The following is a 26,116-nucleotide window of genomic DNA, read 5'->3' as shown; positions in this document are numbered from 1 at the left end:
GGCAGCTCCTACATGGAATGCGAAACCTGTAGGAGCTGCCGAAGGCTGCGATCTTTTGATCTGAAGTTGCCGCCGACAAAAAAGCCCCCGCCAACCACAAGGCTGACGGGGGCTCTTCTTATAACGCGAAGTTACATCTCCACCTGCGTTCCCAACTCAATCACCCGGTTCAACGGCAAATTAAAGAACCGCAAATTGCCATTGGCATTCTTCAACATGAACGCAAACAACGCCTCACGCCAACGCGCCATGCCCTCGAGTTTCGAGGCGATCACCGTCTCGCGACTGAGGAAGTAAGTGGTACGCATCGGGCTGAAGTCGAGGTCTTCGAGGTGGCACAGTTTCAACGCCTGCGGCACGTCCGGCTCGTCGGTGAAACCGAAGTGCAGGATCACCCGGAAAAAGCCCTCCCCGTGCGCTTCGACTTCGAAGCGCCGCGAAGGCGGCACACGCGGGATGTCTTCGTAGACCACCGTCAGCAACACCACTTGCTCATGCAGCACCTGGTTATGCAGCAGGTTGTGCAGCAACGCGTGGGGCACGGCGTCGGAGCGTGCGGTGAGGAAGACTGCGGTGCCCTGTACGCGATGCGGTGGTTGCACGCGGATGCTGCTGATGAAGATCGGCAGCGGCAGCGCGCCTTCGTCGAGGCGTTCGACCAGCAGTTGTTTGCCGCGCTTCCAGGTGGTCATCAGCACGAACAAGGCGATACCGGCGATCACCGGGAACGCACCACCCTGAACAATCTTCGGCACGTTCGCAGCGAAGTAGAGACCATCCACCAACAAGAAGCCGAGCAGCACAGGCACCGCGAGGATCGGTGGCCATTTCCACAGCAGCAGCATCACCGCCGACACCAGAATGGTGGTCATCAGCATGGTGCCGGTCACCGCCACGCCGTAGGCCGAGGCCAGTGCGCCGGAGGATTCGAAACCGAGCACCAACAGAACCACGCCGACCATCAGCGCCCAGTTCACCGCGCCAATGTAGATCTGGCCCTGCTCGTCGCTGGAGGTGTGCTGGATGTACATGCGCGGGATGTAACCGAGCTGAATCGCCTGACGGGTCAGGGAGAAAGCGCCGGAAATCACCGCTTGCGAGGCGATCACCGTGGCCAGTGTCGACAGGCCGACCAGCGGAATCAGCGCCCAGCTCGGTGCCAGCAGATAGAACGGGTTGCGCGCGGCGTCAGGATTTTCCAGCAGCAACGCACCCTGGCCAAAGTAATTCAGCACCAGCGCCGGTAGCACCAGCAAGAACCAGGCGCGAGCGATCGGCTTGCGGCCGAAGTGGCCCATGTCGGCGTACAGCGCTTCGGCGCCGGTCAGCGCCAGCACCACGGCGCCGAGAATCGCCACGCCCATGCCCGGATGCACGATGAAGAAATTCACCGCCCACATCGGATTGATCGCGTGCAGCACTTCCGGGGTATGGCTGATGCCGTACACGCCGAGGGCGCCGAGGACGACAAACCAGGTGACCATGATCGGCCCGAACAGGATGCCGATCCGCGCGGTACCGTGGCGCTGGATCAGAAACAGCGCGACCAGCACGACCAGGGACAGCGGCACCACCCAGTGATCAATGCCGTCGAACGCCAGGCCGAGGCCTTCGATCGCTGATAACACGGAGATAGCCGGGGTGATCATGCTGTCGCCGTAGAACAGCGCCGCGCCGATCAGCCCGCAGACCACCAGCAACGTACGCAGGCGCTTGCGCCCCGCCGCTGCCCGCCGTGCCAGTGCGGTGAGGGCCATGATGCCGCCCTCGCCCTGGTTGTCGGCGCGCAGCACGAACATCATGTACTTGATCGAGACCACCCAGATCAGCGACCAGAAGATCAACGACAGAATGCCGAGTACGCCGTCGTGATTGACCGGCACACCGTATCCGCCGGAAAACACTTCCTTGAGGGTGTACAACGGGCTCGTGCCGATGTCGCCATAAACCACCCCGACCGCCGCGACCAGCATGCTCAGCGGTCTGCTCGCCGAACCCTCGGCGCCCGCCGCATGACTACTTGCCTGACCCATCCAACACTCCTGATCTCGATACCGGCTTCTTTGAAGGAAGCACTATGCTTTGTATTGCAGCATGCGCTGTTTTACCTGTTGTTACAGACCAATGATTGACTGCAAGAAATCGGTAAAGCTCAACGGCGCGAAGCATAGCGCAGCACTCGTCGTATTTCCCCGTATAAAGCTGGTCAAGTGCGTTGCCCGCCGCTAGAATTGCGCACTTTTTGATCAGAGGCGCGCCTTAAGCGCCCATCCGTCGGTTTGCGCATCAAGCAAGCGACGTCACAAAACACCGAGGTTAGACATGTCCACCACTCCTGCGCCGGCCAATCCCAAGGTTGGCTTTGTATCTCTGGGTTGCCCGAAAGCACTGGTCGACTCCGAGCGCATCCTGACCCAGCTGCGCATGGAAGGTTATGACGTGGTGTCCACCTATCAGGACGCCGACGTTGTAGTCGTCAACACCTGCGGTTTCATCGATTCAGCCAAGGCCGAGTCGCTGGAAGTGATCGGCGAAGCGATCAAGGAAAACGGCAAGGTGATCGTCACCGGTTGCATGGGCGTGGAAGAAGGCAATATCCGCGACGTGCACCCGAGCGTGCTCGCCGTGACCGGTCCGCAGCAGTACGAGCAAGTGGTCAACGCCGTGCACGAAGTGGTGCCGCCGCGTCAGGATCACAACCCGCTGATCGACCTAGTGCCGCCACAAGGCATCAAGCTGACCCCGCGCCACTACGCGTACCTGAAGATTTCCGAAGGCTGCAACCACAGCTGCTCGTTCTGCATCATCCCGTCGATGCGCGGCAAACTGGTCAGCCGTCCGGTGGGTGACGTGCTCGACGAAGCTCAGCGCCTGGTCAAATCCGGCGTCAAAGAGCTGCTGGTGATTTCGCAAGACACCAGCGCTTACGGCGTTGATGTGAAATACCGCACCGGTTTCTGGAACGGCGCGCCGGTGAAAACCCGCATGACCGAACTGTGCGAAGCGCTGAGCACGCTGGGCGTCTGGGTCCGCCTGCACTACGTTTATCCGTACCCGCACGTCGACGAGCTGATCCCGCTGATGGCCGCCGGCAAGATCCTGCCGTACCTGGACATCCCGTTCCAGCACGCCAGCCCGAAAGTCCTGAAGTCGATGAAACGCCCGGCGTTCGAAGACAAGACCCTGGCGCGGATCAAGAACTGGCGCGAGATCTGCCCGGACCTGATCATCCGTTCGACCTTCATCGTCGGTTTCCCGGGCGAAACCGAGGAAGACTTCCAGTACCTGCTCAACTGGCTGACCGAAGCCCAGCTCGACCGCGTCGGCTGCTTCCAGTACTCGCCAGTGGACGGCGCTCCGGCCAATGATCTGGATCTGGAGATTGTTCCGGACGAGGTCAAGCAGGATCGTTGGGAGCGCTTCATGGCGCACCAGCAGGCGATCAGCTCGGCCCGTCTGCAAATGCGCATTGGTCGCGAGATCGAAGTGCTGGTGGACGAAGTCGACGAGCAAGGCGCGGTCGGCCGCTGCTTCTTCGATGCGCCGGAGATCGATGGCAACGTGTTTATCGACAACGGCAGCAATCTGAAACCGGGCGACAAGGTCTGGTGCAAGGTGACTGATGCTGACGAATATGATCTGTGGGCTGAGCAGATCTGATCTGAACGTCAAAAGCCCCTCACCCCAGCCCTCTCCCGGAGGGAGAGGGAGCTGACCGTGTTGTTCTTTCGAGGTATATCGACCTGAGCTATCCGATCGAACTCAGGTTTTGAACAGCACGAAGATCAGCTCCCTTCCCCCTCGCCCCCTTGGGGGAGAGGGTTGGGGTGAGGGGGAGAGCTCTTGCCGGCGACAGAAATAGCCAGCCAGACACCGCAACAAAAACAAAAAGCCCCGCTCTTTTTACAAGATGCGGGGCTTTTTTGCGGCTATCGTTTAGCGGGGGACGGACTCCCTTGAAACGTACAAGAGGCACACGCACATGCTTCAGCATTCGGTCATTCACACACCGAAAATCAGCGATTACCAAGAACTGACCCTGGTCTGGGAGGCCTCGGTCCGGGCGACTCATCAATTCCTGCCGGACAGCTACATCGAGCTGCTGCGCAATCTGGTGCTTACCCGTTATCTCGATGCGGTGATGCTGATCTGCACCAAAGACGCCCAGCAGCGCATCACCGGGTTTGCCGGAGTGGCGGCGGGCAAGATTGAAATGCTGTTCATCGATCCCGATCATCGTGGCCGTGGTTTAGGTAAACAGCTGCTTAAATATGCGATCGAACGGCTGAACGCCGATGAACTCGACGTCAACGAACAGAACCCGCAGGCGCTGGGGTTTTACGAGAAACAGGGCTTCGAGGTGGTCGGACGCTCCGAGGTCGATGGCATGGGCCAGCCGTATCCGCTGCTGCATATGCGCCTGCGGCAGAATCAGCAACGCTCAGGCACCGGCTGACACACCACAACCCTGTAGGAGTGAGCCTGCTCGCGATAGCGCCAGACCAGCCGACAACAATACTGAATGTCATAAAGCAATCGCGAGCAGGCTCACTCCTACAAATAACGATACCGAAATGGAACCGGGCTTAACCGCTTCCACACAGGTACAATGCCCACCCCTTTTTTGTTACGGCCCTGTCATGACTGACCCGATTCGCCTCTCCAAACGCCTCATCGAACTGGTCGGTTGCTCCCGCCGGGAGGCCGAGCTGTTCATTGAGGGCGGCTGGGTTACCGTGGACGGCGAAGTCATCGATGAGCCGCAATTCAAGGTTGGCGATCAAAAGGTCGAGCTCGACAAGGACGCCAAGGCCACCGCGCCGGAGCCGGTGACCATCCTGCTCAACGCCCCCGCCGGCATGGATGTCGACAGCGCCATGCAGTCGCTCAGCGCCGAAACCCTCAGCGAAGAGCACCGCTACGGCAAACGACCGTTGCGCGGACATTTCCTGCGGCTCACCGCCAGCGCCGACCTGCAGCCCAAGGCCAGCGGCCTGCTGGTGTTCACCCAGGACTGGAAAATCCTGCGCAAACTCACTGCCGACGCCGCGAAGATCGAGCAGGAATACATTGTTGAAGTAGAGGGTGAGATGGCTGCCCACGGCCTCAATCGCCTGCAGCACGGCCTGACCCACAAGGGCAAGGAGCTGGCACCGGTCAAGGCCAGCTGGCAGAACGAAAACCGTCTGCGCTTCGCCATGAAAAACCCGCAGCCGGGGATCATCGCGCAGTTCTGCGAGGCGGTCGGTCTGAAGGTCATCGGCATCCGCCGCATCCGCATCGGCGGCGTCTCGATCGGCAAGGTCCCGGTTGGCCAATGGCGCTACCTGTCCGGCAAAGAGAAGTTCTGACACTTCCACCGCCGTCCCACATTCCGGCAGCGCTCGCGAGCGCTGCCCACAACGCATCAGGAATACCGACATGGTTCATAACGACGTACTGCGCAGCGTGCGCTACATGCTCGACATCAGCGACAAGAAAGTCGTCGAGATCATCAAGCTCGGCGGCCTCGACGTCACGCTCGCCGATGTAATCACCTGGCTGGACAAGAAAGAAGAAGACGAAGAAGGTTTCGTGCGCTGCCCGGACGAAGTCATCGCCCACTTCCTTGATGGCCTGGTGATCTTCAAACGCGGCAAGGACGAAAGCCGTCCGCCGCAGCCGATCGAAGTGCCGGTGACCAACAACATCATCCTGAAAAAGCTGCGCGTGGCCTTCGAACTGAAAGAAGACGACATGCACGCGATTCTCAAGGCCGCCGAGTTTCCGGTGTCCAAGCCTGAGCTGAGCGCACTGTTCCGCAAGGTCGGCCACACCAACTATCGCCCGTGCGGCGACCAATTGCTGCGTAACTTTCTCAAAGGGCTCACGCTGCGCGTTCGCCCGGCCTGATGCCCTTTTGCGGTGGCGACTGATGGTCGCCACCGCAGCGCATAACCGCTCATTCCCTCTGAAAATAGTGGCTCCGCTTTTCGCGGCTGGCGACTAGGGTGTATTGATCCCTAATCTTCAGGACTCGCCATGCATCCCTACTTTTCCCTGCAAGGCCGCACCGCTCTGGTGACCGGCGGCACCCGTGGTATCGGCAAAATGATCGCCAGGGCCTTTGTCGAGGCCGGCGCCCGTGTCTACGTCTGCTCTCGCGACGCTGAAGCCTGCCATCAAACGGCTGAAGAACTCAGCGCCTTGGGCCAGTGCCACGGCGTGGCGGCGAACCTGGCGACGGAAGAAGGTGTGCAGGAGCTGGCTGCGCGCCTGGGGGAGCAGATCACTCATCTGGACATTCTGGTGAATAACGCCGGCACCACCTGGGGGGCGCCGCTGGAGAGCTACCCGGTCAAGGGCTGGGAGAAAGTCATGCAGCTCAACGTAACCTCGGTGTTCAGTTGCATCCAGCAGTTTCTGCCGTTGCTGCGCAAGGCTGGCTCGGCGGCGAATCCGGCGCGGATCATCAATATCGGTTCGGTGGCGGGAATTTCGTCGTTTGGCGAGCAGGCTTACGCCTATGGGCCGAGCAAAGCCGCGCTGCATCAGCTGTCGCGAATTCTCGCCCGGGAACTGGTGAGCCAGCACATCAACGTCAACGTGATTGCGCCGGGGCGCTTTCCGAGCAGGATGACGCAGCACATTGGTAATGATGAGCAGGCGTTGGCTGAGGATACTGCGCTGATTCCGATGAAGCGCTGGGGGCGTGAGGAAGAGATGGCGGCGCTGGCGATCAGCCTGGCGAGTACGGCGGGGGCCTACATGACGGGGAATATCATTCCGCTGGATGGTGGGTTCAGCCTCTAAGATCGGCGGTGACGCTATCGCGAGCAGGCTCACTCCTACAGGGATTTTCAGCGAGCACAGATTTTGTGTACACCCATGACCCTGTAGGAGTGAGCCTGCTCGCGATGGCGTCAGCCCAGTCGCCACCTGCCATAAGGTCTGCCGGGTTATCATGCCCGCCCTACCCCGCTTCGAATGCAAACCATGACCTACAGCGTTTCCCCCATCGGCTTCGTGCGCTCCTGCTTCAAGGAGAAGTTCGCCATTCCCCGCCAGCCCCAACTGGCCCCGGCTGCCCGGGGCGTGCTGGAGCTGGTCGCACCGTTCGATCAGGGTGACGCCGTGCAGGGCCTGGAACAGGTCAGCCACGTCTGGCTGTTGTTCCTGTTTCATCAAGCCCTGGAAGAAAAGCCGCGCCTGAAGGTGCGTCCGCCCCGGCTGGGCGGCAACAAGTCGATGGGCGTATTCGCCACCCGCGCCACACACCGACCGAACGGCATCGGTCAGTCGGTGGTGAAGCTGGACAAGGTTGAAGCCCATCGGTTGTTCATTTCCGGGATCGATTTGCTCGACGGGACCCCGGTGCTGGATATCAAGCCGTATGTGCCATACGCCGATATCATCCCGGGGGCGACCAACCACATCGCCAGCGCGGCGCCGCACTTGATCGATGTGCAGTGGACGGATTCGGCGCTGCAACAGGCGCACATACACGCACAGCGCCTCGACGAGCCGTTGGTTGCGTTGATTGAACAGTGTCTGGCGCAGGATCCACGTCCGGCGTATCAGACACCGGCGCCGGAACGGGAATATGGCGCGCAGTTCTGGGATCTGGACGTGCGCTGGCATTACCCGACGCCTGCGCAGATTTGCGTGCTGGAAGTCATCCCGGCTGGCGAATGACACCCGCAAACGAAAAAGCCCGCGCTGCCTTCTCAGGCTACGCGGGCTTTTTGCTTTTCTGTAGGAGTGAGCCTGCTCGCGATTTCGGTGGATCAGTCAAGATGGATTTCGACTGACGCGGCCCTATCGCGAGCAGGCTCACTCCTACAAGGGGTGTTATTTTTCGACGAACGCACGCTCGATCAGATAATCACCCGGCTCGCGCATCCGCGCCGAGATCTTCAGGCCGAAGCTGTCGAGCACTTCGCTGGTCTCGTCGAGCATGCTCGGGCTGCCGCAGATCATCGCGCGGTCGTCCTGCGGGTTGATCGGTGGCAGGCCGATGTCGCTGAACAGCTTGCCGCTGCGCATCAAGTCGGTCAGGCGGCCCTGATTCTCGAACGGCTCGCGGGTCACGGTCGGGTAGTAGATCAGCTTGTCACGCAGCGCCTCGCCGAAAAACTCGTTTTGCGGCAGGTGCTCGGTGATGAATTCGCGGTAGGCGACTTCGTTGACGTAACGCACGCCGTGAACCAGGATCACTTTCTCAAAGCGCTCGTAGGTTTCCGGGTCCTGAATGACGCTCATGAACGGCGCCAGACCGGTACCGGTGCTCAGCAGGTACAAGTGCTTGCCCGGGTTCAGGTCATCAAGAACCAGCGTGCCGGTAGGCTTCTTCGAGATGATGATCTCGTCGCCTTCCTTCAAATGCTGCAGCTGGGAGGTCAGCGGACCGTCCTGTACCTTGATGCTGAAGAACTCGAGATGCTCTTCCCAATTCGGGCTGGCGATCGAGTAAGCGCGCATAAGCGGGCGGCCGTTGGGTTGTTGCAGGCCGATCATCACGAACTGACCGTTCTCGAAGCGCAGGCCCGGATCGCGGGTGCACTTGAAGCTGAACAGAGTGTCGTTCCAGTGATGAACACTGAGGACACGCTCGTGGTTCATGTTGCTCATGTACGTTTGACTCCTGGAGATTGGTCTGCGCGGCTCGATGAGGCTTAACGTGCGCAATTGCATCGCATTCTAATAGCGACGACAATATCTGTTAACTGGATTATTAAGATAAGGGTTATCGGTTATATCGATATGCGATTTACTCTCCGTCAACTGCAAGTCTTCGTCGCCGTCGCCCAGCAGGAAAGCGTATCCCGTGCTGCGGGTCTGCTCAACCTCTCGCAATCGGCGGCCAGCACTTCGATCACCGAGCTCGAGCGCCAGTCCAGCTGCCAGCTGTTCGACCGCGCCGGTAAGCGCCTGAGTCTCAACGCCCTCGGTAAACAGCTGTTGCCGCAAGCGGTGGCCCTGCTCGATCAGGCCAAGGAAATCGAAGACCTGCTCAACGGCAAATCCGGTTTCGGCTCTTTATCAGTGGGGGCGACGCTGACCATTGGCAACTATCTGGCAACCCTGCTGATCGGCAGTTTCATGCAGCGCCACCCCGAAAGTCAGGTCAAGCTGCACGTGCAGAACACTGCCAATATCGTGCAACAAGTCGCGCATTACGAAATTGATCTGGGTCTGATTGAGGGCGATTGCAGCCATCCCGACATCGAAGTGCAGAGCTGGGTCGAAGATGAGCTGGTGGTGTTCTGCGCGCCACAGCATCCGTTGGCCAAGCGCGGCAGCGCGACAATGGAAGAGCTGACCCACGAGGCGTGGATTCTACGGGAACAGGGTTCCGGCACGCGCCTGACCTTCGATCAAGCCATGCGCCACCACCGCAGTGCGCTGAACATTCGGCTGGAGCTGGAACACACTGAAGCGATCAAACGCGCGGTGGAGTCAGGGCTGGGGATTGGCTGTATCTCGCGGCTGGCGCTGCGCGATGCCTTCCGCCGCGGCAGCCTGGTGCCGGTCGAGACGCCGGATCTGGACCTGGCGCGGCAGTTCTATTTCATCTGGCATAAACAGAAGTATCAGACCTCGGCCATGCGCGAGTTTCTCGACCTGTGTCGCGCGTTTACCGCCGGGGTGCAGCGCAGCGACGAGATCGTCTTGCCGACCATCGCTTAAAGCAGAATCACCGCCCACACCAGCGCGATCATGCTCAATGCCACGAACTGCGCGGCGCTGCCCATGTCCTTGGCATTTTTCGACAGCGGATGCAGTTCCAGCGAGATACGGTCAATGGCCGCTTCCACCGCCGAATTGAGCAGCTCGACAATCAGCGCCAGCAAGCAAACCGCGATCAACACGGCCTGCTCGACTCGGCTGACATTGAGGAAGAATGTCAGCGGAATCAGCACCACGTTGAGCAGCACCAATTGGCGGAACGCTGCTTCGCCGGTGAAGGCGGCACGCAAGCCGTCAAGCGAATAGCCGGACGCGTTGAGGATGCGTTTCAGGCCGGTCTGGCCCTTGAAAGGTGACATAAAGAAGAAACCAACCAAAAAGGAGTGGGGAAGCTAGATCAACGAAAGTCAAAAAAGCGTGAAACAGCCAGTCATCACTGGCTCGGAATTGACTCAAGTTGTTGCAGCAGTAAAGCCGCTTGCGTGCGAGTGCGCACATTCAATTTGCGAAAGATCGCCGTGACGTGAGCCTTGATGGTCGCTTCCGACACGCTCAACTCGTAGGCGATCTGCTTGTTCAGCAGGCCTTCGCAGACCATGGTCAGCACGCGGAACTGTTGCGGCGTCAGGCTGGCCAGACCATCGCTGGCGGCTTTCGCCTCATCCGACACGCTCACCGCTTCGAAGGCTTGCGGCGGCCAGAACACATCGCCATCGAGGACTTTGCGCACCGCTTGCTGGATCACGTTCAAGTCGCTGGACTTGGGAATAAAGCCGCTGGCACCAAATTCGCGGGACTTGACCATCACCGAAGCTTCTTCCTGGGCCGAGACCATCACCACCGGAATCTGCGGATACTGTCCGCGCAGCATGACCAACCCGGAAAACCCGAAAGCGCCGGGCATGTTCAGGTCCAGCAGGACCAGATCCCAGTCAGACTTTTCGGTCAGGCGTGCTTCCAGTTCGGCGATGCTCGCCACTTCCACCAGCCGAACATCCGGGCCAAGGCCCAGCGTCACCGCTTGATGCAGGGCACTACGAAACAATGGGTGATCATCGGCAATCAGGATGTCGTATGTGGCCATTTTTCAAATGATCCTGTTTTTGATGGCAGACCCGGTGCATTCCGGTCTGGCCAAAACAACTCAAGATGTCGCTTTTGAAGCGATATCCACAGGGGCACGTTCAACGCCAATCAACTGCAAAAACGGCGTTTCAAACCTTGGCCGCACCCTAATCGGCGCCAAGCATGCCCAGCGAAGCCGGGGTGGTCAAGCAAGATGGCCAGCGCTGTCGACAGTATGGGCCACTATCGGGCCAACTCCGGCTGCGGCTTTCGTATATAAGGCAACAACTCGGCGTGAGCGGCAGTTGATTCATTCACGTCCAGTTGCTGCTTGGCACCCAGGTAATGCTGGCTGAACACATCGAAGTAGGCGTCCAGTGCCGATGCCGCATCGCTGTCACCGGCCAGTTCCAGACATAACGCGGCGACTTCAGCGGTACACAAATGCTCGCTGCGAGTCGAGCGGCGCAAGCGATAGCGCGAGAGTTTGTCGGGCAGCAGACTGAGAATCGGCAAACGATCGAAATACGGACTCTTGCGGAAAATCTTGCGCGCTTCGGTCCAGGTCGCATCGAGCAGAATGAACAACGGACGCTTGCTGCTATCGACGCTCACCGTGTTGGTTACCCGCGACGGCTCGACATATTCACCCGGAAACACCAGATACGGCTGCCATTGCGGATCGTTGAGCAATGCGAGCATCTGCGGGTCAGGCTCGGTGCGCGACCAGATAAACGCGTGGTTGTCGCGCACGACGTCGGCAATCAGCCAGCCGGTGTTGCTGGGCTTGAACACTTCCTTGCCGGTCATGATCAGGCACACGCCGGAACGGGTGTCGACGCTCGGCCGCCACGCGCACAGGCAATGGCTGATGATCACTCGGCAATCACGGCAGCGCTCGGAGCGAAACCCGCGCGCCTGAATCGGCTTGATGCCTTCATCTTCGCGCTGATCGCGCAGGCGGGCCACGGCGTTGGGGGCATGGTTCATCGCAGGCGACACCGGCAGACAGGGAAACTCGACACGAACGACACTCGGCAGGGCAATAAAGGCCGGCAGTTTACCAGAGCGACGGCTACAAGCCTGTACCGTCCAGACCGGCTCCCCTATAATTCGCCGCCACTGAACGCACCGCCCCGTGACGGGTCGAACCACCAGTCACCGAATCAGGAGAGTTTCATGCTGCGCCTTATCGTTCCCACCGCTGCCATTCTGCTGGCGTCGTCCTTTACTGCTCAGGCTGCGTCCCTGAGTGAGCAGAATCTGAACCGAGAGCTGCGCAACGTCGCCGCCCAAAGCAGCGTCGGCACGCCACGGGCGATCAATGAAGACATTCTTGATCAAGGCTACACCGTCGAAGGCACGCAGCTGATCAACCATCTGAGCGTGCAGAAGAGCCACGCCGACAAGATGCGCGCCGATCCCAAGGCTGTGTACTTCCAGTTGGGCGCGTCGGTCTGCAATAACCCGTCGTACCGCAAGCTGATGGCCAAGGGCGCGATCATGCGTTACGACTTCACCGAAGTGAAAACCAACAAAGCGATCGGCTCGGCGAGCTATCAGGAATCCGATTGCCCGAAAACTGCGCCCGCCAAGAAAAAGTAATCAGCGTGAAGCGTTAGCGCGCCGCTGTTCATCCTCGGCGCGCAGTTCCGCCACCAGCGCCTGCAGATAACGCGAGCGACGCTCGCCGCCAGCCAATCGTCGGCAGCACTCTTCCTCGAGACTCAATTGATTGGTCTTGGCCGACTCCTGCAACATTCGATACAGCTGCGTATCGATCTCCAGAACCACTCTGGCCATGCATCCCGCCTCCTTGCCACCCACGAATCCATGAATTGCCGGCCTTGCGCAAACGCAAGGTTGTCTTGCGACATCTGTATTTGAGTAAATCAGAGTGATGGCCCTTCGCGACACGTTCAGACGAGCGGCGAGGCTTTGTTGCAATTCAGTAAGCGGTTGCCACGCAAAACGTTACAGCGCACTGTTCAAGTCGGCACGAATGCGTGGGAGGGTCTAGATTCAGAGTATTCCCGATCATCCGTTAACGGCAGAAATGGAACTGCCGGCCCTGTGTGTTTTTGCAGTGCGGCTCGGACGTTCTCGTCAGAGTCACTCGCTCTGTGCAGAAGGAGACGTTGAATGCCCTATCAACCGAACGACCTCTTGAGCCGTCATTTTCAGGAACGCGGCGACCTTATCAGCCAGGTCGAAGCCCAACTCGACCATGTTTCCCCCAACAGCCCGAACATCCCCATCTACCGCGACATGATCCTGACCGTGCTGCGTATGGCTCAGGAAGACCACAATCGCTGGAACGCCAAGATCACCCTGCAAGCCCTGCGTGAACTGGAGCAGGCGTTTCGCGTGCTTGAGCAATTCAAGGGCCGGCGCAAAGTCACCGTATTCGGCTCGGCACGTACGCCAGTGGAACATCCGCTGTACGCGATGGCCCGCGAACTCGGCGCAGCGCTGACCCGTGCGGACATGATGGTCATCACCGGCGCCGGCGGCGGCATCATGGCCGCCGCCCACGAAGGAGCCGGGCGTGATCACAGCCTGGGTTTCAACATCACCCTGCCCTTCGAACAACATGCCAACCCCACCGTCGATGGCACCGACAATCTGTTGCCCTTCCACTTTTTCTTCACCCGCAAACTGTTCTTCGTCAAAGAGGCCGATGCGCTGGTGCTGTGCCCGGGCGGTTTTGGCACCCTTGATGAAGCGCTGGAAGTGCTGACGCTGATCCAGACCGGCAAAAGCCCATTGGTGCCGGTGGTGTTGCTGGATGTCCCGGGCGGGACGTTCTGGCAAGGCGCGCTGGATTTCATCCGCAACCAACTGGAAGACAACCGCTATATCCTGCCGACGGATATGAAGCTGATGCGGCTGGTCTACAGCGTTGAAGACGCGGTGGAAGAGATCAATCAGTTCTACAGCAACTTCCACTCCACCCGCTGGCTCAAGCGGCAGTTCGTGATACGCATGAACCACAAGCTCCGCGACCAGGCATTGGCGCAAATGCAAGAGGAGTTCGCTGATCTGTGCCTCAGCGACCAGTTTCATCAACACGCCTACAGTGGCGAAGAACATGATGATGCACAGTTCAGCCATCTGGCGCGGCTGGCGTTCGCCTTCAATGGCCGCACCCATGGTCGTCTGAGAGAGTTGGTTGACTTTATCAACCTGCCGGAAAACTGGGCAGACTCAAAACCGCCCACCGCACAACGCTCGCGCGAACCTTCCAACGTGATCTGAAGGCAAAAAAAAACGGCCCGCTATTTTTAAAAATAGCGGGCCGTTTTTTGTTGAATCGATTTAATCGTCCATCTCTCGACCGCTGAACAATCGGTTGATCATCTCCATCGAGAAACCCCGATACGCCAGAAACCGGCCTTGTTTGGCTCGTTCTTTCGCATCAATCGGTAAATGCCCGGAGAACTTGCGTTGCCACGTGTCCTGAAGCTGCGCCTGCCAATTGATACCGCTTTCGCGCAGGGCGACTTCGATATCGGTACGTTGCAAGCCCCGCTGGCTGAGCTCCTCACGAATTCGCAATGGGCCATAGCCGGAACGGGCTCGGTAGGAAACAAAACTTTCAAGGTATCGCGCTTCTGAAAGCAGTCCCTCTTCCGTCAGACGGTCGAGGGCTGTTTCGATCAGCTCCGCCTCGGCGCCGCGCTGACGCAGCTTGCGCGTCAACTCGACGCGACCATGCTCGCGGCGTGCGAGCAGGTCCATGGCGGTTCGCCGCACCGCGACGAGGGTATCCAGTACGGCGGTGGTCATCGCTGCGATCAGAGGTCAGCGTCGGCCAGGTCGTCTTCGGTCTCTTTGACCGCCGAGGCCTTGGAGTCTGCAATCACTGCTGGCGACAGCAGCTTGTCACGCAGTTGCTTCTCGAGCTTCGCGGCGATTTCCGGGTTGTCCGCCAGGAACTTGGCCGAGTTGGCCTTGCCCTGACCGATCTTGGTGCCTTCGTAGGCGTACCAGGCGCCGGACTTCTCAACGAAACCGTGCAACACACCCAGGTCGATCATCTCACCGTTGAGGTAGATGCCCTTGCCGTAAAGAATCTGGAATTCGGCCTGACGGAACGGCGAAGCCACCTTGTTCTTCACAACCTTGACGCGGGTTTCGCTGCCGACCACTTCGTCGCCTTCCTTCACCGCGCCGGTACGGCGGATGTCGAGACGAACCGAAGCGTAGAACTTCAGCGCGTTACCACCGGTGGTGGTTTCCGGGCTGCCGAACATCACGCCGATCTTCATACGGATCTGGTTGATGAAGATGACCAGGCAGTTGGCGTTCTTGATGTTACCGGTGATCTTACGCAGCGCCTGAGACATCAGACGTGCTTGCAGGCCGACGTGCATGTCGCCCATTTCACCTTCGATTTCAGCCTTCGGTACCAGTGCCGCCACGGAGTCGACGATGATCACGTCAACGGCGTTGGAGCGCACCAGCATGTCGGTGATTTCCAGGGCCTGTTCGCCAGTGTCCGGCTGGGAAACCAGCAGGTCGTCGACATTGACGCCCAGCTTGCCGGCGTACTCTGGATCGAGTGCGTGCTCGGCGTCGACGAATGCGCAGGTCGCGCCGGCTTTTTGTGCCTGGGCGATGACCGACAGTGTCAGTGTGGTTTTACCGGAGGATTCAGGACCGTAGATTTCAACGATACGGCCTTTTGGCAGACCGCCGATGCCGAGTGCGATGTCCAGACCCAGAGAGCCAGTAGAGATGGCCGGGATCGCCTGACGGTCCTGATCGCCCATACGCATTACGGCACCCTTGCCGAATTGACGTTCGATCTGACCCAGGGCCGCAGCCAAGGCTTTCTTCTTGTTGTCGTCCATTAAAGTCCTCACGTAATCAATAAGGCCTGACGGCCAACACCTGTATAAGTAGCCAGTATTATTCCACAGCGTTCGAAGATCGCCTACCCCTGATTTTCGATTTCTCGTGCCGCTAGTCGCACAAGCCCCTCTAGCGCGGCCTTCACCGTTTGTCGGCGGACTTCATCACGGCCGCCGGGGAAGTGCTGAACCTCACTGTAAACCGCATCGCCCACACCCCAGGCTAGCCATACCGTGCCCACCGGCTTGTTCGGCGTGCCGCCGTCGGGGCCGGCGACGCCGCTGACCGCCACGGCAAAATGCGCCAGGCTGTGCTGCTGCGCACCGCGCACCATGGCCTCGACGACTTCGCGGCTGACCGCGCCGACCGTTTCGAACAGTTCGTCCGGCACATTCAACTGCCGGGTTTTCTGCCGGTTGGAGTACGTCACGTAACCGGCTTCAAACCAGGCCGAACTGCCCGGTATCCGCGTAATGGCCTCGGCAATCCCGCCACCGGTGCAGGACTCTGCAGTGGTGACGTGAGCATTGAGCACTTGCAGACGTCGGCCCAGTTCAGCGGCCAGTTGGGTGGTCTCTTTCACGGCGAGCTCCGGATCGTGTGGAATGTCTTCACCGTACACGAGCCGGCCATGCTTTCAATACACAGAATCATTCAAGATGTTCGGGCGCCAGTGCTCTGACATAGGCCTGACAGGCCTGCAAGGCAATCAATCCGCGGTCGCCGGTGTCGGTGATGGCGATAATTCGTTGAGCATGCGCCGGGTCAAGTCGGGCGCGTACGGTTGCAGAATCCACGCCGCCGGTGCCGGCGGTGGCTGGCACCGCGCAGCCGTGGGCAACGTCGCCGGCGTCGAGAAGGACTGACAACCGGACATCGGCAGTAGCAAGGCGATCGCGCAGGCGATCCTGATCACGTTGGGCATCGCTCAGCGCTCGATAATGGGTTTGTTCACTGGCCGCGAGTCGTTGCTCCAGCGCCAGGCGTTTATCCTGCTCGGCCTGTTGTGCGCTCGCGGCAGTTTGAGTGAGTTGATTCTGCGTCTCGGCGTTTAACCGCGCCTGCTCGGCCAATTGTCGCCCGTAGCGCCAGTCCTGAAATTGCCACGCCGCAGAGAAACCCCCGGCCGCCAGCAACAACAGGCCAATCACACGCCAGGAGCCGGACATAGCACCGTCCTCGCCCGCGCCCAGATTTCCAGACGATCCTGCAAGCCATTCAACCCGCCGTTGATTCGGCGGGTGATGGTGTTGAACTGGTCCGCGTCGGCCAGCTCGTTCAGGCCCCTCTGCGCCCAGAACCACGCCGCCGATTCGGCCGCCCATTGCGGTTGCTCGAGCAATTCGGGCAACGACAACAGACGCTCATCGCCAAACAAGCCGAGGCTGCATTGGCGGTAGTTGGCGCGACCGGTAATTTGTATGAGCCCACGGCCCCGGTATTTTTGCCCGTCGCCGTCCGCCTCGGGCGTATTGCCCAGACGCAGCGCCAGGGTGCCGGTGTCGTACTTGCTCAGGTATTGGTTATTGCCCAGTTCGCGCACGTAGCGCAATTGCCCCGACTCGTGACCGACCTGTGCGAGAAAGGCAGCGATGCGCTTGGGCGTATCGATGCGATGCCTGGCCATGGCAGTGTTGAGTACAGAAACAAAAACGCCCGCTTGGGAGCGGGCGTTGGGCATGATGTCGATAAGGTGTTTTTCAGTTAACTGCATGATGCTTGATCCTCCCTGGATGTTGTCCCGATTGAATCACGGTTGGCGGCTGATGCTTGCCAGCCATTTATTTGCCAGAGTTTTCAGGGGGCTGTTCAGGGCAGTTTCAAACGAATCGTTTGCCGGCATTACCTTGCCGCCAGATAAAAGCCAGTCTTGATAATCAAGCCAGTCGCGATTGGTTGGATCTTGCGGGATATAAGCTTCATCGCTCAGCCTTAGTACGCCGCATGTAGTCAATTGATAACTCATTGCTTACTCCTAGAGCTCGGCATCCGCAGTCCATTCAATCTGCAGTATCTGTCCCGGAACGCTGTCGACGGGCGTCGTCGTGCCAAAGGCAAAACTGCGCTCGGTCACACTCTGCACGATGGATCCAGTACATGCCTTTATAAGTGAATAATTCCAGATTTCACCGCTGGCCTCGCCGGGGCAATACATCTTGATCGTAGGCTGTACGCGCTTCTGAACCAGCAGGGTTACCGCCATCCCGGACTGGGGGGACTTCGCGGCAGCGGCCTGGGTGAACGTGGCGATACAGGTACTTGGGCCGTTGTTTGCCCGAATGGGCAAGCGGCTTGCAAAAGACTTTTCGAAGTAGCGCTGACATAACATCAGCTCTTCCGCGGCCGGACGGCTTTCGAAGGGGGTAGAAACCGGCCCTTCTTCCAGCTGAATTCTTGCCAGGTCAACCGTTTGAATCACATTCAGCGGAAGATCGAAACTCAGCCTCAGACAATCATTGGCACCGAGCATTTTCCCGGCGATCACAGGTACCTGAAAGGTGGTCGTGTACCTGGACCAAGCCGTGGTCAATTGAAAGACCTCGACCGATTTCATCACCGGCTCCGAGCCACCAGTTCCGAAGTACTGGGTTATGAATACCTTCAGCGGCCGCGCAGCATCGGAGCGCGCCCAAAAGGTCATGGTGGCGGTTTTACCGGCCAGTGTCCTGACCGACTCGATATATTGGGAAATTTTGTGTTCAGTGGAACCGACGCCGGCTGTTGTCTGCTGCCAACGCAAAAAATGAGCGGGCTCGCCTGACACTTCGGATTGGCCTGGCGCGAAATCCTGGCGAGAGATATTCACGGCAGCATTGCCGTTCCAGTCACAACGGAAACGATCAGCCACGTACCCGCCGACATTTGGCGCCTGATTGGTCGTCCCGCGTTGCCAGATATCGAATCCGCCATTGATCAGCAGATTCCGGCGATACACCTGCACCGGAAACTGTTGCAGCGGATCTGGCCTGGACAGTTGCCGGATCGCTTGAGCCAATTGATCAGTCTGCTGCTCATCCGGGCTCAACCCTGCTGCGGTAATTGCGCTGAGTATTTCCTGAGTGACACTGTTGCCCCAGCTCGCTGGAATCAGCGAGCCGGGCGTACCAGCAATGGCGTCCTCATCAACGAACTTGCCGTTGACCAGACCAGAGCCGGGGACGCTTTTTGGGTAATCCACGTGAGTATTCCTTGAAGATTCTTTGTGCGCTGCGCTTTCTCGGCGCGTAACTCAGCTGTTTGCGCGCATCGCTATTTCAAGCCAATCGGGTTCCAGCGGACGCGAGAGACTCTGCGGAAACTCCGGATCATCAGGCCAGTCGCGCAACGCTTGTCGATAAGCCAAAAGTTGTCTGTATTCCTCGGTACGAAGTGTCGTGCCGCCACCCGTTTCCAACTCTTCCATATCGCGAATCACCAACCACTGAGTCAGCTGCAACTGGTGGTCCCGCCACACACGCTCAAGGGAGGCGGCAGTTTGCTCGGCCATCAGGATTCGTTCCGGGCGTCCGTCTTTATCGAGAGAAAGAATTGTTCCCTTGGGTGCATTTGATATCAGCGCGCAATACTCGCCTTCGCTTAATTCATAAGCGTCCGCCGGTATGTTCAGGCCATGCAGTTGCGAATGATAAAAGCCGCTGGTTTGCGGAGAAAAATAATACATATTCAATACCCCACGCCGATGATTCGTGCGGAAATCGAGACATTAGCGTAATCAGGGCAACGCACATTGATGCCCACTTGTCGACTTACCGAGGACACCGCATTCCAAGTGAGAAATGTCGCCGTTGACGTCCCCTCATGGGTTGCAACCGCGAGGAACAATGCATTGGGAAATGCCAACGGCCACAAATTGAGTTCACCGTTGTTATTGTTAGCGGTCTGACTGGCACTTCCGTTGATCCATTGGATGATCAGACCGCCCATCCAGGACGGAAATACCAGGTACCCAGAGGGACCGAGTCTCACCATGAACCCGAGTCGGAGTTTCCTGGGAGTGACCATAACCGAATCACTGGTGCCAGCATTGACCTCCGCTTGAGAAGCGACTCTTGCTGTCCCGGTGATCGTCTCGGTTGCTTGCAAAACTTTCTTGCCAATGGCTTGGAAGACTCGCAACGGAGTCATCAGTTTTGTCGAACTTGAACCCGACTCCGCGTCTTCCTGAGTAGCCAGGCTTTCGCTCTGGTTCCTGGAGATCAGGGTATTGATTGCAACCCTGAGCTGAGTGTTGTCACTTTCATCAGCGGTGGCCCCGGTACTCGTGATGACTTCCATGATTTCTTGCGTAACGCCATTGCCCCAACTTGCCGGAATCAATGACCCGGGGACACCGGTGAGTGGGTTTTCATCCGCAAACTTTCCATTTACCAAACCCGCACCGGGCACACTTTTTGGATAATCCATTGCATATCTCTTTGTGAAAAATTAAGCGGTCAGGCAGGCAAAACCGGCCAATTGATCGCCTCAGGAAAACCGGGCTGCTTGTCGATGCGGTTCAACTCCACGCTGTAGAGCTTCCATTCGAGCAGCTGTAACTGTTCGTCATGGTTGGCATCACCGGCGTCTTCGGCATATTGCAAGGGCGCGATGCGGAGTAAGGCGTTGCCGAGCAGGACATCGCGCTGAGCCAGAACGACACGCTTCAGATCAGCCAGTCGCGCGACTTCGTCGAGCTGCCAGGCATTATCGATCCAAGCGTGAAAGCCGCCTGGCCAAGGCAATTCGGTGAGGCCTTCCGGCAAATCGCCCAGCTTCGTCCAGCTTTCTCTCAACCCCGTATCGGTGTGATAAACATTGCCGCGACGATCAACTTGCTGTTGTAACGAACCATTGTCATAAACCCAGGCATATCCCCGTGGAGCCGGGGCCAGTTCGATGCTCAGGGTCACGGCATTACTTGGTAATTGGGCGCCGATACCCGGTACCAACGGAAATTCGACCGGTCCTGACAACGCGCCACTGTCATCTATCAGATAATTGAACATGTGCACCTCAGATCAGTTTGATTCGGGCGGGGTAGGCAATATTTCGAGGACGGGTTTCGCCAGAAAAGTTACCGATATTGCCGATGAAGGTATCGGAGTCGAATGCAGGATTAGGGTAGGTCGTCGCCACGGTTGAAGACGTCGGAGAAAAATTCACATCAGTGGCAACGTTCCACACAGGATCTGGGATAGCAGGCGCCGGACGGAAAGAAGAGCCGGTTCCGGTAGGAAGAAAATGGTTGTGGGTTTGCAAGGAATGCATTTGCAGGCTGCCGATAGCTCGCCCGCTGTCCACGTTCCTGCTTTCACTTAGCACTCGCAAAAACTCACCGCGAATTTCCGGAATACGAAAGTTCGAAGCACCATCGCCAGTGGTCCAGCCTCCCTCTCTCCCAGCGCGTAAAGCCTCGGTGGTTAACGCGCCAGACGCTTGGGCGAAATCCCACAGCCATGGCCACTCGGCACGCTTGAACAGGTCGCCGTTAGGAATACCGTAGCCACCCGGGTTGAGCAGAGTGGTCGTTTCGAAAAATGGCCGACCCAAGGCACTGGTATCAAGTCGCCCCACCGGCCACCAACTGCCAGCACCGTCACTGCGCAAATGCCACCAGTCGCCGCCCCCCATCAGTACGAAAAACGCGTAACCATTCGGCGAGAGATGAGTATGGAAACGGATTCGGTCAGTGCCGACCGCCTGGATCACCATGCGACTGCCGCTGTTGTCCACCCGACGCACAATGACATCGCGTACACCGAGGGCGGCATCGGCTGGAGGTAACAGCAAGGTGACGCTACCGGGGCTGCCATCGATCAACACCAGCCCGAGTTCCTGTTCGGTCAGCGCTTTCGAAGCAGCCAGTCGGGTAATCACCGAACGCATCGGACTGGCGCCGCCGACAATCGCCCGAATCGCCTTGAACAACTGGCCGTTGTCCGCCTCGGAAGCCTCCAGCCCCCGCCGGTAATCACACTCAGGATTTCCTGAGTCACGCTGTTACCCCACACCGCCGGAATCAACGAACCCGGCGTCCCCGCCACCGGATTTTCATCGACGAAACGGCCGTCGACCAGGCCGACGCTGGGGACGCTTTTTGGATAGTCCATGGATTGTTCGTTCCTGTGCAATGACAAATGAGCCATGCCTGCGCACTGGCAGACACAGGTCTGGTTCGGAAAATAAAAAGCCCACATCGAAGTGGGCTTGGGTGAGGCAGGACGAAAGATCGGTTAGCTGGCAAGTTCGCCAATGGCAATCAAGGCTTCATCGGCCGCGCCGCGCGCCAGATCGATCTTGCCCTTGCCCGCCTGTGCGCGGATCTGCGCCTTGGCCTTCAGGCGCAGAGTGCGTAGGGTGAGCAAGTGGTCAGTCAGCTGTTCGGCCTTGGCGAGAATCTGCTCCGCCGCCTGTTTGGCCGTGCGACCTTTGACGACCCACGCGGCAACTGCGAGAGGGACTTCTTTTTTCGGGTAACCGGCGTCCCGAAAAGCCTGAGCGTCTGCGGCTGCCTGTGCGTACTCCATGGCTTTGAGCGGGTCGCCTGCCAGTGCGCTGCGAGCGTTGTCAGCGGCGGCATCGACTTTCGCGCACAGGTGCTCGGCTTCCAAATGTTCCAGCGTCGCCAGTTTTGATGCGTCTGCCAGCCATTGCTGTCCATCCCACTCGTGTGCAAGCGAAGGCTGCGGCGGGCGCAGTTCGTCGCCAAATTGATGAAGCTCCTGAATCACCTTCATCGGATCAACTCCCACAAAAAATGAATATTGACGGCGTTACTGAAATTCACTGCGATACCGGAGGCGTAATCGGCAACAGGGTGAGTTTTGATGCCGATGCCATGCAGCGCTTCGTCCTTCGAAGCATCCATCGAGCCGAGACCATGTTGAGACTGAAATGTCTGCCACAACGAGCGAAGCTGCGTGTGATCGAACCCGGCGGTCAAGGTCGATACGGACACGTCTCCGACCGCATTATTGGAACAGATCACGATTGGATTTTTGGCTGTCCATCCTGATGGGTTGCCACCGATGATCTGCACGCCAGGGCTCGTAAACGTGTAACTGGAGCCCAACCAATTGGCCTCCGAGAACCCTACGCTGGTCAGCAGGCTGGCTGAAGGCGTCGCATTGCTGAAAATCAACCGGGCCGAACGCGCATGCGGGTCCAGTGGCAGATAAATCACACCGGTCCCACTAACGGTCTGGCTCCAGGTGAGCCGGGCCCGGTTATAGATTGCGAGTACCAGAGGGACAGTTCCCACCGCTCCGGTGAGAATCCAGGCAACGCACATGTCCAGGCTGGTCGAGCAAAATCCGCCACCGCCCACGCCATCCGCCATGCCTTTCAGGGACGCCGGGGCTGCGTCAGTCGGCGCGCCGCGCTGTACATAAAAAATCAGTGCGTCGCCGACTACTTGAGCACGCAGAAAATAACCCGTATTAGGCAACAATTCGGCGCTGGTCCAGTTCGACGTGGTAAACGTGCGCGACCTGCCCAACTGGCCAGGCACGACCTCTTGAGCGATGCTCACCGGTATACCCGGCGGCACCGAAACCTTGCCTCCGCTGGTCGCCGACGCATTGGCAGTGACGGCCAGTCGGCCCTCTGCATTCGCGACGGTCGGCAATGGCAAGGAACCGATCGGCAACGCCGAATCCAGATTCCAGCCCTTGGCCGAAACGCTGCGAATCGCCTGCAACAACTGATCGTATTTCTTCTCGTCCGGCGTCAGGTCTGCCGCCTTGATCACATTGATAATTTCCTGGGTAACCCCGTTGCCCCAGTCCGCTGGAATCAACGACCCCGGCGTCCCTGTTATGGGGTTCTCGTCGACAAACCTGCCATTCACCAGCCCGGCACTGGGCACACTGATCGGATAGTCCATCTGCTATTTCTCCCTAGTCATAATTGATATGCACCTTGGTATGCGCCGGCGCGCTGCGGTGGATCAGGCATTCCAGCGCCGAGCCGGGGTTGACGCCGAAGCGCTCCCCCCAATAGCTAGCGCCATAACGCCGACCGAGCAGCAGGCGGCCGCCGGTGTTGAGCGTCCACATGAACTGCGCTTCCCAGGTGCCCCAATGCGCCGAGCCGAAACGTGCACGGCCCATGCGTGGTGCTTCGTGTTCGGTGATGCTGGCGTTGGGGTAGCCTTGGCTTTTGGCGATGTCGAGGTAGTAGCCGACAGCCTGGCTGCCGACTGCGAGCAGGCGGCGGCGTACGGCGAGGCGGCGGTCGTCGAATAGCGGCGTGGTGCCCAGGCACGGGTCGGGCAACTGCATGACGCGTTCCCAGTCGGGCACCAGTTCGCTGACGCCGGCCGGGTCCATTTCGTTAAGCAGATCGGCGGCGCGGGCGTCGAGGCGGGCCAGTTCGACGGCCACGCCTTGCAACACTTCTTCGAGTTCCGGCACCCGTTCCGGATCCCATGCCGGGCCGCTGGGCAGCAAGGCGCGCAGTTGCGCCTGATATTGCGCGGCGGTTCTTATGCCCCCCATACGCAGCCTCCGAAGGTGAGCAGTTCGCTCTGCCCGGCCGGCACGTCGGCTGCCGGTGCGCTGAGGCTGTGGTCGTACTCGCCGCCAGCGCTGCTGATCGCTTCGCGGATATGGCTGATCAGCAGCGGCACACCCAGATCGGCCTCGCGGTTATGCAGGTCACGCAGTTGCGCTTCGACGGCGGCGCGTACCGCGGTGGTGTCCGGCTCGACGCGCTTGAAGCGATACACCACCGGCACTTGCACCGGTCGCTGCACATGTACTTCGGCGGTTACCGGGCGCAGCGGTTCGAGGTAATCCTGAACCTCTGCCAGTTGCTCATCGTTGGGCACCGGTTGCGGGTCGTCGTCGCGCATGATGAACACGGTCACCGTGCCCGGTCCGAGCAAACCACCACGACACCACGCCCGCGTCACACCCGGTACTTCCAGTGCCCAGGTTTCGTAGTCGCTGGCCGCGCCACCGTGGGGAATTACCCGATAGGATCGAATGACCCGCGAGCGCAGCGATTCCAGGCTTTCGCGCGCCACGCCACCGCTGAGGCCCGGCGCCAGCACCACGAAGCTGTTGCCGACGATGCCGGCAATCGGTTGCACCGGGGTCAGCGTCAGACCGGCATCAGCGTTGCCCAGGCTGCCGGCCTCCAGCGCCGCAATCGTGGTGCTGTTACTGCCACTGACGGTGGTGCGCGCGGTGGTGACTTTGTAGGTGCGGCCATCGTTCGCTTGCAGCAGCGTGTCAACGTCGAGCACGGCGCCCGGCGTGGCCGTAAAACTGACGCTGCCGGTAGCCACTTGTGCAGCTTTGCGCGGCTGGTTCAGGCGCAGCGCGGCGATGCGTTCCAGGGTCGACTCGTCAGCCTTGTCGGGCAGGATCTGCTGGGCAATCCAGTCGAGATAACCGTACAGGCCATAAACGGCGCCGCCGAGGGTACGGGCCAGCACTTGCGCATCGGACTGGCGCAGCGAATCGCCGGCCAGGTCGCTTTGGGTGCGTTTGATCAGCACCGGCAGCGAAGGGGTTTCAAACGGCATAGATCACCTGCCAACTGTTATCGGGGTTGATGTCCAGACGTTCGCCGTCGGCCAGGGTCAGGACCGTGCGCAGGTTCAGGCGCTGGGCGTCGAGGCGTTCGCTGATGATGTCGATGGCGCTGCAGTGACCGTCGTCGAGCAGCCACTGCAGGGCTTCGCGGGCATAGAACTCGGCGTCCATTTGCGTCTGCCGGGTCAGCTTGACCCGGCGTAACAGCCACAGCCGCGAGCCGATGCGATCGTCTGCAACCGTAGGAAAACTGTCGCCCCACCAGCCGAAGCGTTCATCGTCATCAAGGGCGTCGTCATCGGCGGCGCGACGCCAGGTGAACAGGCTGATGAGCACGGCGCGGGTCAGTGCGGCGTGGAGGTTCTGGCTGATGAACATCATTGCCCTCCTGCCGGCGCGCCGGTCTGACCGTTACCGGCCTGCACGCCAACGTGGACGTGTTTGATCTGGCTGATGCCGCCGGCCAGTTGATCACCCGTGGAAACGATCTTGCCGGTCTGGTTTATGACCGGCGTATCGAAATTCACCGCGCTGCTGGCGCGGATGTTTAGCGTGGCGGTTTCGATATCGATGATCCGCCCGCGCTTGAAATGAATCCTGTCGCCCTCGTCGGTGTAGATCGCCACTTCGCCGGCGGCGAGTGCTTGCAAGCGATAGCGGCGGTCGGCAATGACCAGGGCGATGGCGTGGGAACGGTCACCGCCGATGAAGGTGACGATCCCTTCGGCCCCAGCCAGCGGATGGCTGGTAAAACCGTAGGGCTCGAAGTGTTCGAGGTCGTCGTTGACTTCACCGGCGGTGAGGCGCATTTGCAGCGATTGCAGTTTCGAAGCCGAATTGGCGAGCACGACAGTGCCGCGCGCCAGCAGGCGTGTCAGTAGGCTCATGGTTTTTTCTCAAAAAGGTGGGCACAACGCAATCAACTGTAGGAGTGAGCCTGCTCGCGATGGCGGCATGACAGTCGACACTTCTGTTTCTGTTGAACCGCTATCGCGAGCAGGCTC

31 protein-coding genes and 2 pseudogenes are annotated in these 26,116 nt (G+C 59.3%); 9 read left to right on the top strand and 24 right to left on the bottom strand.

Translation table 11 applies throughout. The features are described from left to right. Window positions 1-131 precede the first annotated feature (131 nt). The gene (locus DCO47_RS15010; protein WP_371919876.1) at window positions 132-1,973 is read right to left on the bottom strand and encodes a potassium transporter Kup; all 1,842 of its coding nucleotides are present in this window, start codon (window positions 1,971-1,973) and stop codon (window positions 132-134) included. Between the two features lie 349 nt (window positions 1,974-2,322). Here DCO47_RS15010 and rimO point away from each other — a divergent pair, with 349 nt between their 5' ends. From rimO to DCO47_RS27555, 3 genes and pseudogenes are all read left to right on the top strand, one after another. Beyond that, on the top strand, window positions 2,323-3,660 hold the full coding sequence (gene rimO, locus DCO47_RS15005; RefSeq protein ID WP_042607049.1) for a 30S ribosomal protein S12 methylthiotransferase RimO: 1,338 nt from the start codon (window positions 2,323-2,325) through the stop codon (window positions 3,658-3,660). 322 nt (window positions 3,661-3,982) lie between these two features. After that, the gene (locus DCO47_RS15000) at window positions 3,983-4,456 is read left to right on the top strand and encodes a GNAT family N-acetyltransferase (protein ID WP_116658371.1); all 474 of its coding nucleotides are present in this window, start codon (window positions 3,983-3,985) and stop codon (window positions 4,454-4,456) included. Next, window positions 4,383-4,766, top strand: a pseudogene (locus tag DCO47_RS27555) (hypothetical protein); the annotation flags it as partial. The gene DCO47_RS15000 and the pseudogene DCO47_RS27555, both read left to right, overlap by 74 nt. A 340-nt stretch (window positions 4,767-5,106) precedes the next feature. Here DCO47_RS27555 and DCO47_RS27550 read toward each other — a convergent pair. Further along, on the bottom strand, window positions 5,107-5,154 hold the full coding sequence (locus DCO47_RS27550) for an SEC-C metal-binding domain-containing protein (protein ID WP_371919875.1): 48 nt from the start codon (window positions 5,152-5,154) through the stop codon (window positions 5,107-5,109). A gap of 267 nt (window positions 5,155-5,421) precedes the next feature. Here DCO47_RS27550 and DCO47_RS14990 point away from each other — a divergent pair, with 267 nt between their 5' ends. The 3 genes from DCO47_RS14990 (at window position 5,422) to tsaA (ending at window position 7,674) form a co-directional block, all read left to right on the top strand. Further along, entirely contained in the window at window positions 5,422-5,892 is a 471-nt protein-coding gene (locus DCO47_RS14990; protein WP_064364222.1) for a DUF1456 family protein, read from the top strand. 129 nt (window positions 5,893-6,021) lie between these two features. Further along, on the top strand, window positions 6,022-6,792 hold the full coding sequence (locus tag DCO47_RS14985; RefSeq protein ID WP_064364223.1) for an SDR family oxidoreductase: 771 nt from the start codon (window positions 6,022-6,024) through the stop codon (window positions 6,790-6,792). Between the two features lie 183 nt (window positions 6,793-6,975). Continuing rightward, a complete protein-coding gene (gene tsaA, locus DCO47_RS14980) occupies window positions 6,976-7,674 on the top strand; it encodes a tRNA (N6-threonylcarbamoyladenosine(37)-N6)-methyltransferase TrmO (protein ID WP_064364224.1) in 699 nt (232 codons plus the stop codon). Between the two features lie 156 nt (window positions 7,675-7,830). Here the strand turns inward: tsaA and fpr are convergent, their stop codons facing one another. Further along, window positions 7,831-8,610, bottom strand: a complete 780-nt coding sequence (fpr, locus tag DCO47_RS14970; protein ID WP_007908723.1) for a ferredoxin-NADP reductase — start codon at window positions 8,608-8,610, stop codon at window positions 7,831-7,833. Between the two features lie 132 nt (window positions 8,611-8,742). Here fpr and DCO47_RS14965 point away from each other — a divergent pair, with 132 nt between their 5' ends. Then, a complete protein-coding gene (locus DCO47_RS14965; protein ID WP_042607042.1) occupies window positions 8,743-9,669 on the top strand; it encodes a LysR family transcriptional regulator in 927 nt (308 codons plus the stop codon). On the opposite strand, the gene DCO47_RS14960 is transcribed toward DCO47_RS14965, so the two are convergent. From DCO47_RS14960 to DCO47_RS14950, 3 genes are all read right to left on the bottom strand, one after another. Then, the gene (locus DCO47_RS14960; protein ID WP_042607041.1) at window positions 9,666-10,028 is read right to left on the bottom strand and encodes a diacylglycerol kinase; all 363 of its coding nucleotides are present in this window, start codon (window positions 10,026-10,028) and stop codon (window positions 9,666-9,668) included. The two genes, DCO47_RS14965 and DCO47_RS14960, sit on opposite strands and share 4 nt — an antisense overlap. Before the next feature lie 74 nt (window positions 10,029-10,102). Continuing rightward, window positions 10,103-10,753 carry a response regulator transcription factor ErdR gene (erdR, locus tag DCO47_RS14955; RefSeq protein ID WP_027611090.1) on the bottom strand — a complete coding sequence of 217 codons (651 nt, stop codon included), beginning with the start codon at window positions 10,751-10,753 and terminating at the stop codon, window positions 10,103-10,105. Window positions 10,754-10,977: 224 nt separating this feature from the next. Then, entirely contained in the window at window positions 10,978-11,724 is a 747-nt protein-coding gene (locus DCO47_RS14950; protein WP_083352137.1) for a tRNA-uridine aminocarboxypropyltransferase, read from the bottom strand. A 189-nt stretch (window positions 11,725-11,913) separates the two neighbouring features. Here DCO47_RS14950 and DCO47_RS14945 point away from each other — a divergent pair, with 189 nt between their 5' ends. Beyond that, window positions 11,914-12,339, top strand: a complete 426-nt coding sequence (locus DCO47_RS14945) for a PA3611 family quorum-sensing-regulated virulence factor (RefSeq protein ID WP_042607039.1) — start codon at window positions 11,914-11,916, stop codon at window positions 12,337-12,339. On the opposite strand, the gene DCO47_RS14940 is transcribed toward DCO47_RS14945, so the two are convergent. After that, on the bottom strand, window positions 12,340-12,537 hold the full coding sequence (locus DCO47_RS14940) for a hypothetical protein (protein WP_039762578.1): 198 nt from the start codon (window positions 12,535-12,537) through the stop codon (window positions 12,340-12,342). Between the two features lie 339 nt (window positions 12,538-12,876). Here DCO47_RS14940 and DCO47_RS14935 point away from each other — a divergent pair, with 339 nt between their 5' ends. Then, the gene (locus tag DCO47_RS14935) at window positions 12,877-13,992 is read left to right on the top strand and encodes a TIGR00730 family Rossman fold protein (protein ID WP_042607038.1); all 1,116 of its coding nucleotides are present in this window, start codon (window positions 12,877-12,879) and stop codon (window positions 13,990-13,992) included. Window positions 13,993-14,052: 60 nt separating this feature from the next. Here DCO47_RS14935 and recX read toward each other — a convergent pair whose 3' ends face one another. The 17 genes and pseudogenes from recX to DCO47_RS14850 form a co-directional block, all read right to left on the bottom strand. Further along, the gene (recX, locus tag DCO47_RS14930) at window positions 14,053-14,523 is read right to left on the bottom strand and encodes a recombination regulator RecX (protein ID WP_042607037.1); all 471 of its coding nucleotides are present in this window, start codon (window positions 14,521-14,523) and stop codon (window positions 14,053-14,055) included. 8 nt (window positions 14,524-14,531) lie between these two features. Beyond that, on the bottom strand, window positions 14,532-15,590 hold the full coding sequence (gene recA / locus DCO47_RS14925; protein ID WP_024011876.1) for a recombinase RecA: 1,059 nt from the start codon (window positions 15,588-15,590) through the stop codon (window positions 14,532-14,534). Window positions 15,591-15,673: 83 nt separating this feature from the next. After that, complete coding sequence (locus DCO47_RS14920) at window positions 15,674-16,174, bottom strand: CinA family protein (protein WP_064364288.1); 501 nt, start codon at window positions 16,172-16,174, stop codon at window positions 15,674-15,676. A gap of 67 nt (window positions 16,175-16,241) precedes the next feature. Continuing rightward, the gene (locus DCO47_RS14915; protein WP_116658368.1) at window positions 16,242-16,760 is read right to left on the bottom strand and encodes a lysis system i-spanin subunit Rz; all 519 of its coding nucleotides are present in this window, start codon (window positions 16,758-16,760) and stop codon (window positions 16,242-16,244) included. Continuing rightward, window positions 16,739-17,305, bottom strand: coding sequence for a glycoside hydrolase family 19 protein (locus DCO47_RS14910; protein ID WP_065615267.1), 567 nt, complete (start codon window positions 17,303-17,305; stop codon window positions 16,739-16,741). The genes DCO47_RS14915 and DCO47_RS14910 overlap by 22 nt, the downstream gene beginning before the upstream one ends. A gap of 36 nt (window positions 17,306-17,341) precedes the next feature. Next, on the bottom strand, window positions 17,342-17,557 hold the full coding sequence (locus DCO47_RS14905) for a hypothetical protein (protein WP_064364228.1): 216 nt from the start codon (window positions 17,555-17,557) through the stop codon (window positions 17,342-17,344). A 9-nt stretch (window positions 17,558-17,566) separates the two neighbouring features. Next, entirely contained in the window at window positions 17,567-18,769 is a 1,203-nt protein-coding gene (locus DCO47_RS14900) for a hypothetical protein (RefSeq protein ID WP_042607034.1), read from the bottom strand. Window positions 18,770-18,820: 51 nt separating this feature from the next. Beyond that, a complete protein-coding gene (locus tag DCO47_RS14895; RefSeq protein WP_080902454.1) occupies window positions 18,821-19,252 on the bottom strand; it encodes a phage tail assembly chaperone in 432 nt (143 codons plus the stop codon). A 2-nt stretch (window positions 19,253-19,254) separates the two neighbouring features. Further along, window positions 19,255-19,995, bottom strand: a complete 741-nt coding sequence (locus DCO47_RS14890) for a hypothetical protein (protein ID WP_042607032.1) — start codon at window positions 19,993-19,995, stop codon at window positions 19,255-19,257. Between the two features lie 29 nt (window positions 19,996-20,024). Further along, the gene (locus DCO47_RS14885; RefSeq protein WP_042607031.1) at window positions 20,025-20,576 is read right to left on the bottom strand and encodes a tail fiber assembly protein; all 552 of its coding nucleotides are present in this window, start codon (window positions 20,574-20,576) and stop codon (window positions 20,025-20,027) included. A 7-nt stretch (window positions 20,577-20,583) separates the two neighbouring features. Beyond that, window positions 20,584-21,680 (bottom strand): annotated as a pseudogene (locus DCO47_RS14880) (phage tail protein). A 123-nt stretch (window positions 21,681-21,803) separates the two neighbouring features. After that, window positions 21,804-22,307, bottom strand: coding sequence for a hypothetical protein (locus tag DCO47_RS14875; RefSeq protein ID WP_042607030.1), 504 nt, complete (start codon window positions 22,305-22,307; stop codon window positions 21,804-21,806). After that, window positions 22,304-23,455 carry a hypothetical protein gene (locus tag DCO47_RS14870; RefSeq protein ID WP_064364230.1) on the bottom strand — a complete coding sequence of 384 codons (1,152 nt, stop codon included), beginning with the start codon at window positions 23,453-23,455 and terminating at the stop codon, window positions 22,304-22,306. The genes DCO47_RS14875 and DCO47_RS14870 overlap by 4 nt, the downstream gene beginning before the upstream one ends. A 13-nt stretch (window positions 23,456-23,468) precedes the next feature. Then, window positions 23,469-24,068 (bottom strand): YmfQ family protein, encoded by a 600-nt coding sequence (locus DCO47_RS14865; RefSeq protein ID WP_042607028.1) that lies wholly within the window; start codon window positions 24,066-24,068, stop codon window positions 23,469-23,471. Beyond that, window positions 24,056-25,102 (bottom strand): baseplate J/gp47 family protein, encoded by a 1,047-nt coding sequence (locus DCO47_RS14860; RefSeq protein ID WP_116658367.1) that lies wholly within the window; start codon window positions 25,100-25,102, stop codon window positions 24,056-24,058. Before DCO47_RS14860 ends, DCO47_RS14865 begins: the two co-directional genes overlap by 13 nt. Further along, window positions 25,092-25,490 (bottom strand): phage GP46 family protein, encoded by a 399-nt coding sequence (locus DCO47_RS14855; RefSeq protein ID WP_042607026.1) that lies wholly within the window; start codon window positions 25,488-25,490, stop codon window positions 25,092-25,094. Before DCO47_RS14855 ends, DCO47_RS14860 begins: the two co-directional genes overlap by 11 nt. Beyond that, the gene (locus tag DCO47_RS14850; protein ID WP_116658366.1) at window positions 25,490-25,999 is read right to left on the bottom strand and encodes a phage baseplate assembly protein V; all 510 of its coding nucleotides are present in this window, start codon (window positions 25,997-25,999) and stop codon (window positions 25,490-25,492) included. The genes DCO47_RS14855 and DCO47_RS14850 overlap by 1 nt, the downstream gene beginning before the upstream one ends. Window positions 26,000-26,116 lie beyond the last annotated feature (117 nt).

The organism is Pseudomonas sp. NDM (assembly GCF_003105095.1).
GTDB lineage: Bacteria > Pseudomonadota > Gammaproteobacteria > Pseudomonadales > Pseudomonadaceae > Aquipseudomonas > Aquipseudomonas moraviensis_A.
Note: the sequence above shows the minus strand (reverse complement) of the source record. Positions and strands in the feature narration are given on the sequence as shown.

Excerpts from the sequence above, each read along its gene's own strand:
- DCO47_RS14885 (WP_042607031.1), bottom strand. The coding sequence starts at position 20,576 with ATGTTCAATTATCTGATAGATGACAGTGGCGCGTTGTCAGGACCGGTC.
- DCO47_RS14965 (WP_042607042.1), top strand. The coding sequence starts at position 8,743 with ATGCGATTTACTCTCCGTCAACTGCAAGTCTTCGTCGCCGTCGCCCAG.
- DCO47_RS14870 (WP_064364230.1), bottom strand. The coding sequence starts at position 23,455 with ATGGACTATCCGATCAGTGTGCCCAGTGCCGGGCTGGTGAATGGCAGG.
- DCO47_RS14890 (WP_042607032.1), bottom strand. The coding sequence starts at position 19,995 with ATGGATTATCCAAAAAGTGTGCCCGGTGCGGGTTTGGTAAATGGAAAG.
- DCO47_RS14990 (WP_064364222.1), top strand. The coding sequence starts at position 5,422 with ATGGTTCATAACGACGTACTGCGCAGCGTGCGCTACATGCTCGACATC.
- DCO47_RS14960 (WP_042607041.1), bottom strand. The coding sequence starts at position 10,028 with ATGTCACCTTTCAAGGGCCAGACCGGCCTGAAACGCATCCTCAACGCG.
- tsaA (WP_064364224.1), top strand. The coding sequence starts at position 6,976 with ATGACCTACAGCGTTTCCCCCATCGGCTTCGTGCGCTCCTGCTTCAAG.
- DCO47_RS14875 (WP_042607030.1), bottom strand. The coding sequence starts at position 22,307 with ATGAAGGTGATTCAGGAGCTTCATCAATTTGGCGACGAACTGCGCCCG.
- rimO (WP_042607049.1), top strand. The coding sequence starts at position 2,323 with ATGTCCACCACTCCTGCGCCGGCCAATCCCAAGGTTGGCTTTGTATCT.
- DCO47_RS14895 (WP_080902454.1), bottom strand. The coding sequence starts at position 19,252 with ATGTATTATTTTTCTCCGCAAACCAGCGGCTTTTATCATTCGCAACTG.
- DCO47_RS14910 (WP_065615267.1), bottom strand. The coding sequence starts at position 17,305 with ATGCAGTTAACTGAAAAACACCTTATCGACATCATGCCCAACGCCCGC.
- DCO47_RS14855 (WP_042607026.1), bottom strand. The coding sequence starts at position 25,490 with ATGTTCATCAGCCAGAACCTCCACGCCGCACTGACCCGCGCCGTGCTC.
- DCO47_RS14850 (WP_116658366.1), bottom strand. The coding sequence starts at position 25,999 with ATGAGCCTACTGACACGCCTGCTGGCGCGCGGCACTGTCGTGCTCGCC.
- DCO47_RS15000 (WP_116658371.1), top strand. The coding sequence starts at position 3,983 with ATGCTTCAGCATTCGGTCATTCACACACCGAAAATCAGCGATTACCAA.
- DCO47_RS14985 (WP_064364223.1), top strand. The coding sequence starts at position 6,022 with ATGCATCCCTACTTTTCCCTGCAAGGCCGCACCGCTCTGGTGACCGGC.
- DCO47_RS15010 (WP_371919876.1), bottom strand. The coding sequence starts at position 1,973 with ATGCTGGTCGCGGCGGTCGGGGTGGTTTATGGCGACATCGGCACGAGC.
- DCO47_RS14935 (WP_042607038.1), top strand. The coding sequence starts at position 12,877 with ATGCCCTATCAACCGAACGACCTCTTGAGCCGTCATTTTCAGGAACGC.
- DCO47_RS14860 (WP_116658367.1), bottom strand. The coding sequence starts at position 25,102 with ATGCCGTTTGAAACCCCTTCGCTGCCGGTGCTGATCAAACGCACCCAA.
- fpr (WP_007908723.1), bottom strand. The coding sequence starts at position 8,610 with ATGAGCAACATGAACCACGAGCGTGTCCTCAGTGTTCATCACTGGAAC.
- DCO47_RS14950 (WP_083352137.1), bottom strand. The coding sequence starts at position 11,724 with ATGAACCATGCCCCCAACGCCGTGGCCCGCCTGCGCGATCAGCGCGAA.
- recX (WP_042607037.1), bottom strand. The coding sequence starts at position 14,523 with ATGACCACCGCCGTACTGGATACCCTCGTCGCGGTGCGGCGAACCGCC.
- erdR (WP_027611090.1), bottom strand. The coding sequence starts at position 10,753 with ATGGCCACATACGACATCCTGATTGCCGATGATCACCCATTGTTTCGT.
- DCO47_RS14945 (WP_042607039.1), top strand. The coding sequence starts at position 11,914 with ATGCTGCGCCTTATCGTTCCCACCGCTGCCATTCTGCTGGCGTCGTCC.
- recA (WP_024011876.1), bottom strand. The coding sequence starts at position 15,590 with ATGGACGACAACAAGAAGAAAGCCTTGGCTGCGGCCCTGGGTCAGATC.
- DCO47_RS14865 (WP_042607028.1), bottom strand. The coding sequence starts at position 24,068 with ATGGGGGGCATAAGAACCGCCGCGCAATATCAGGCGCAACTGCGCGCC.
- DCO47_RS14905 (WP_064364228.1), bottom strand. The coding sequence starts at position 17,557 with ATGAGTTATCAATTGACTACATGCGGCGTACTAAGGCTGAGCGATGAA.
- DCO47_RS14940 (WP_039762578.1), bottom strand. The coding sequence starts at position 12,537 with ATGGCCAGAGTGGTTCTGGAGATCGATACGCAGCTGTATCGAATGTTG.
- DCO47_RS14915 (WP_116658368.1), bottom strand. The coding sequence starts at position 16,760 with ATGTCCGGCTCCTGGCGTGTGATTGGCCTGTTGTTGCTGGCGGCCGGG.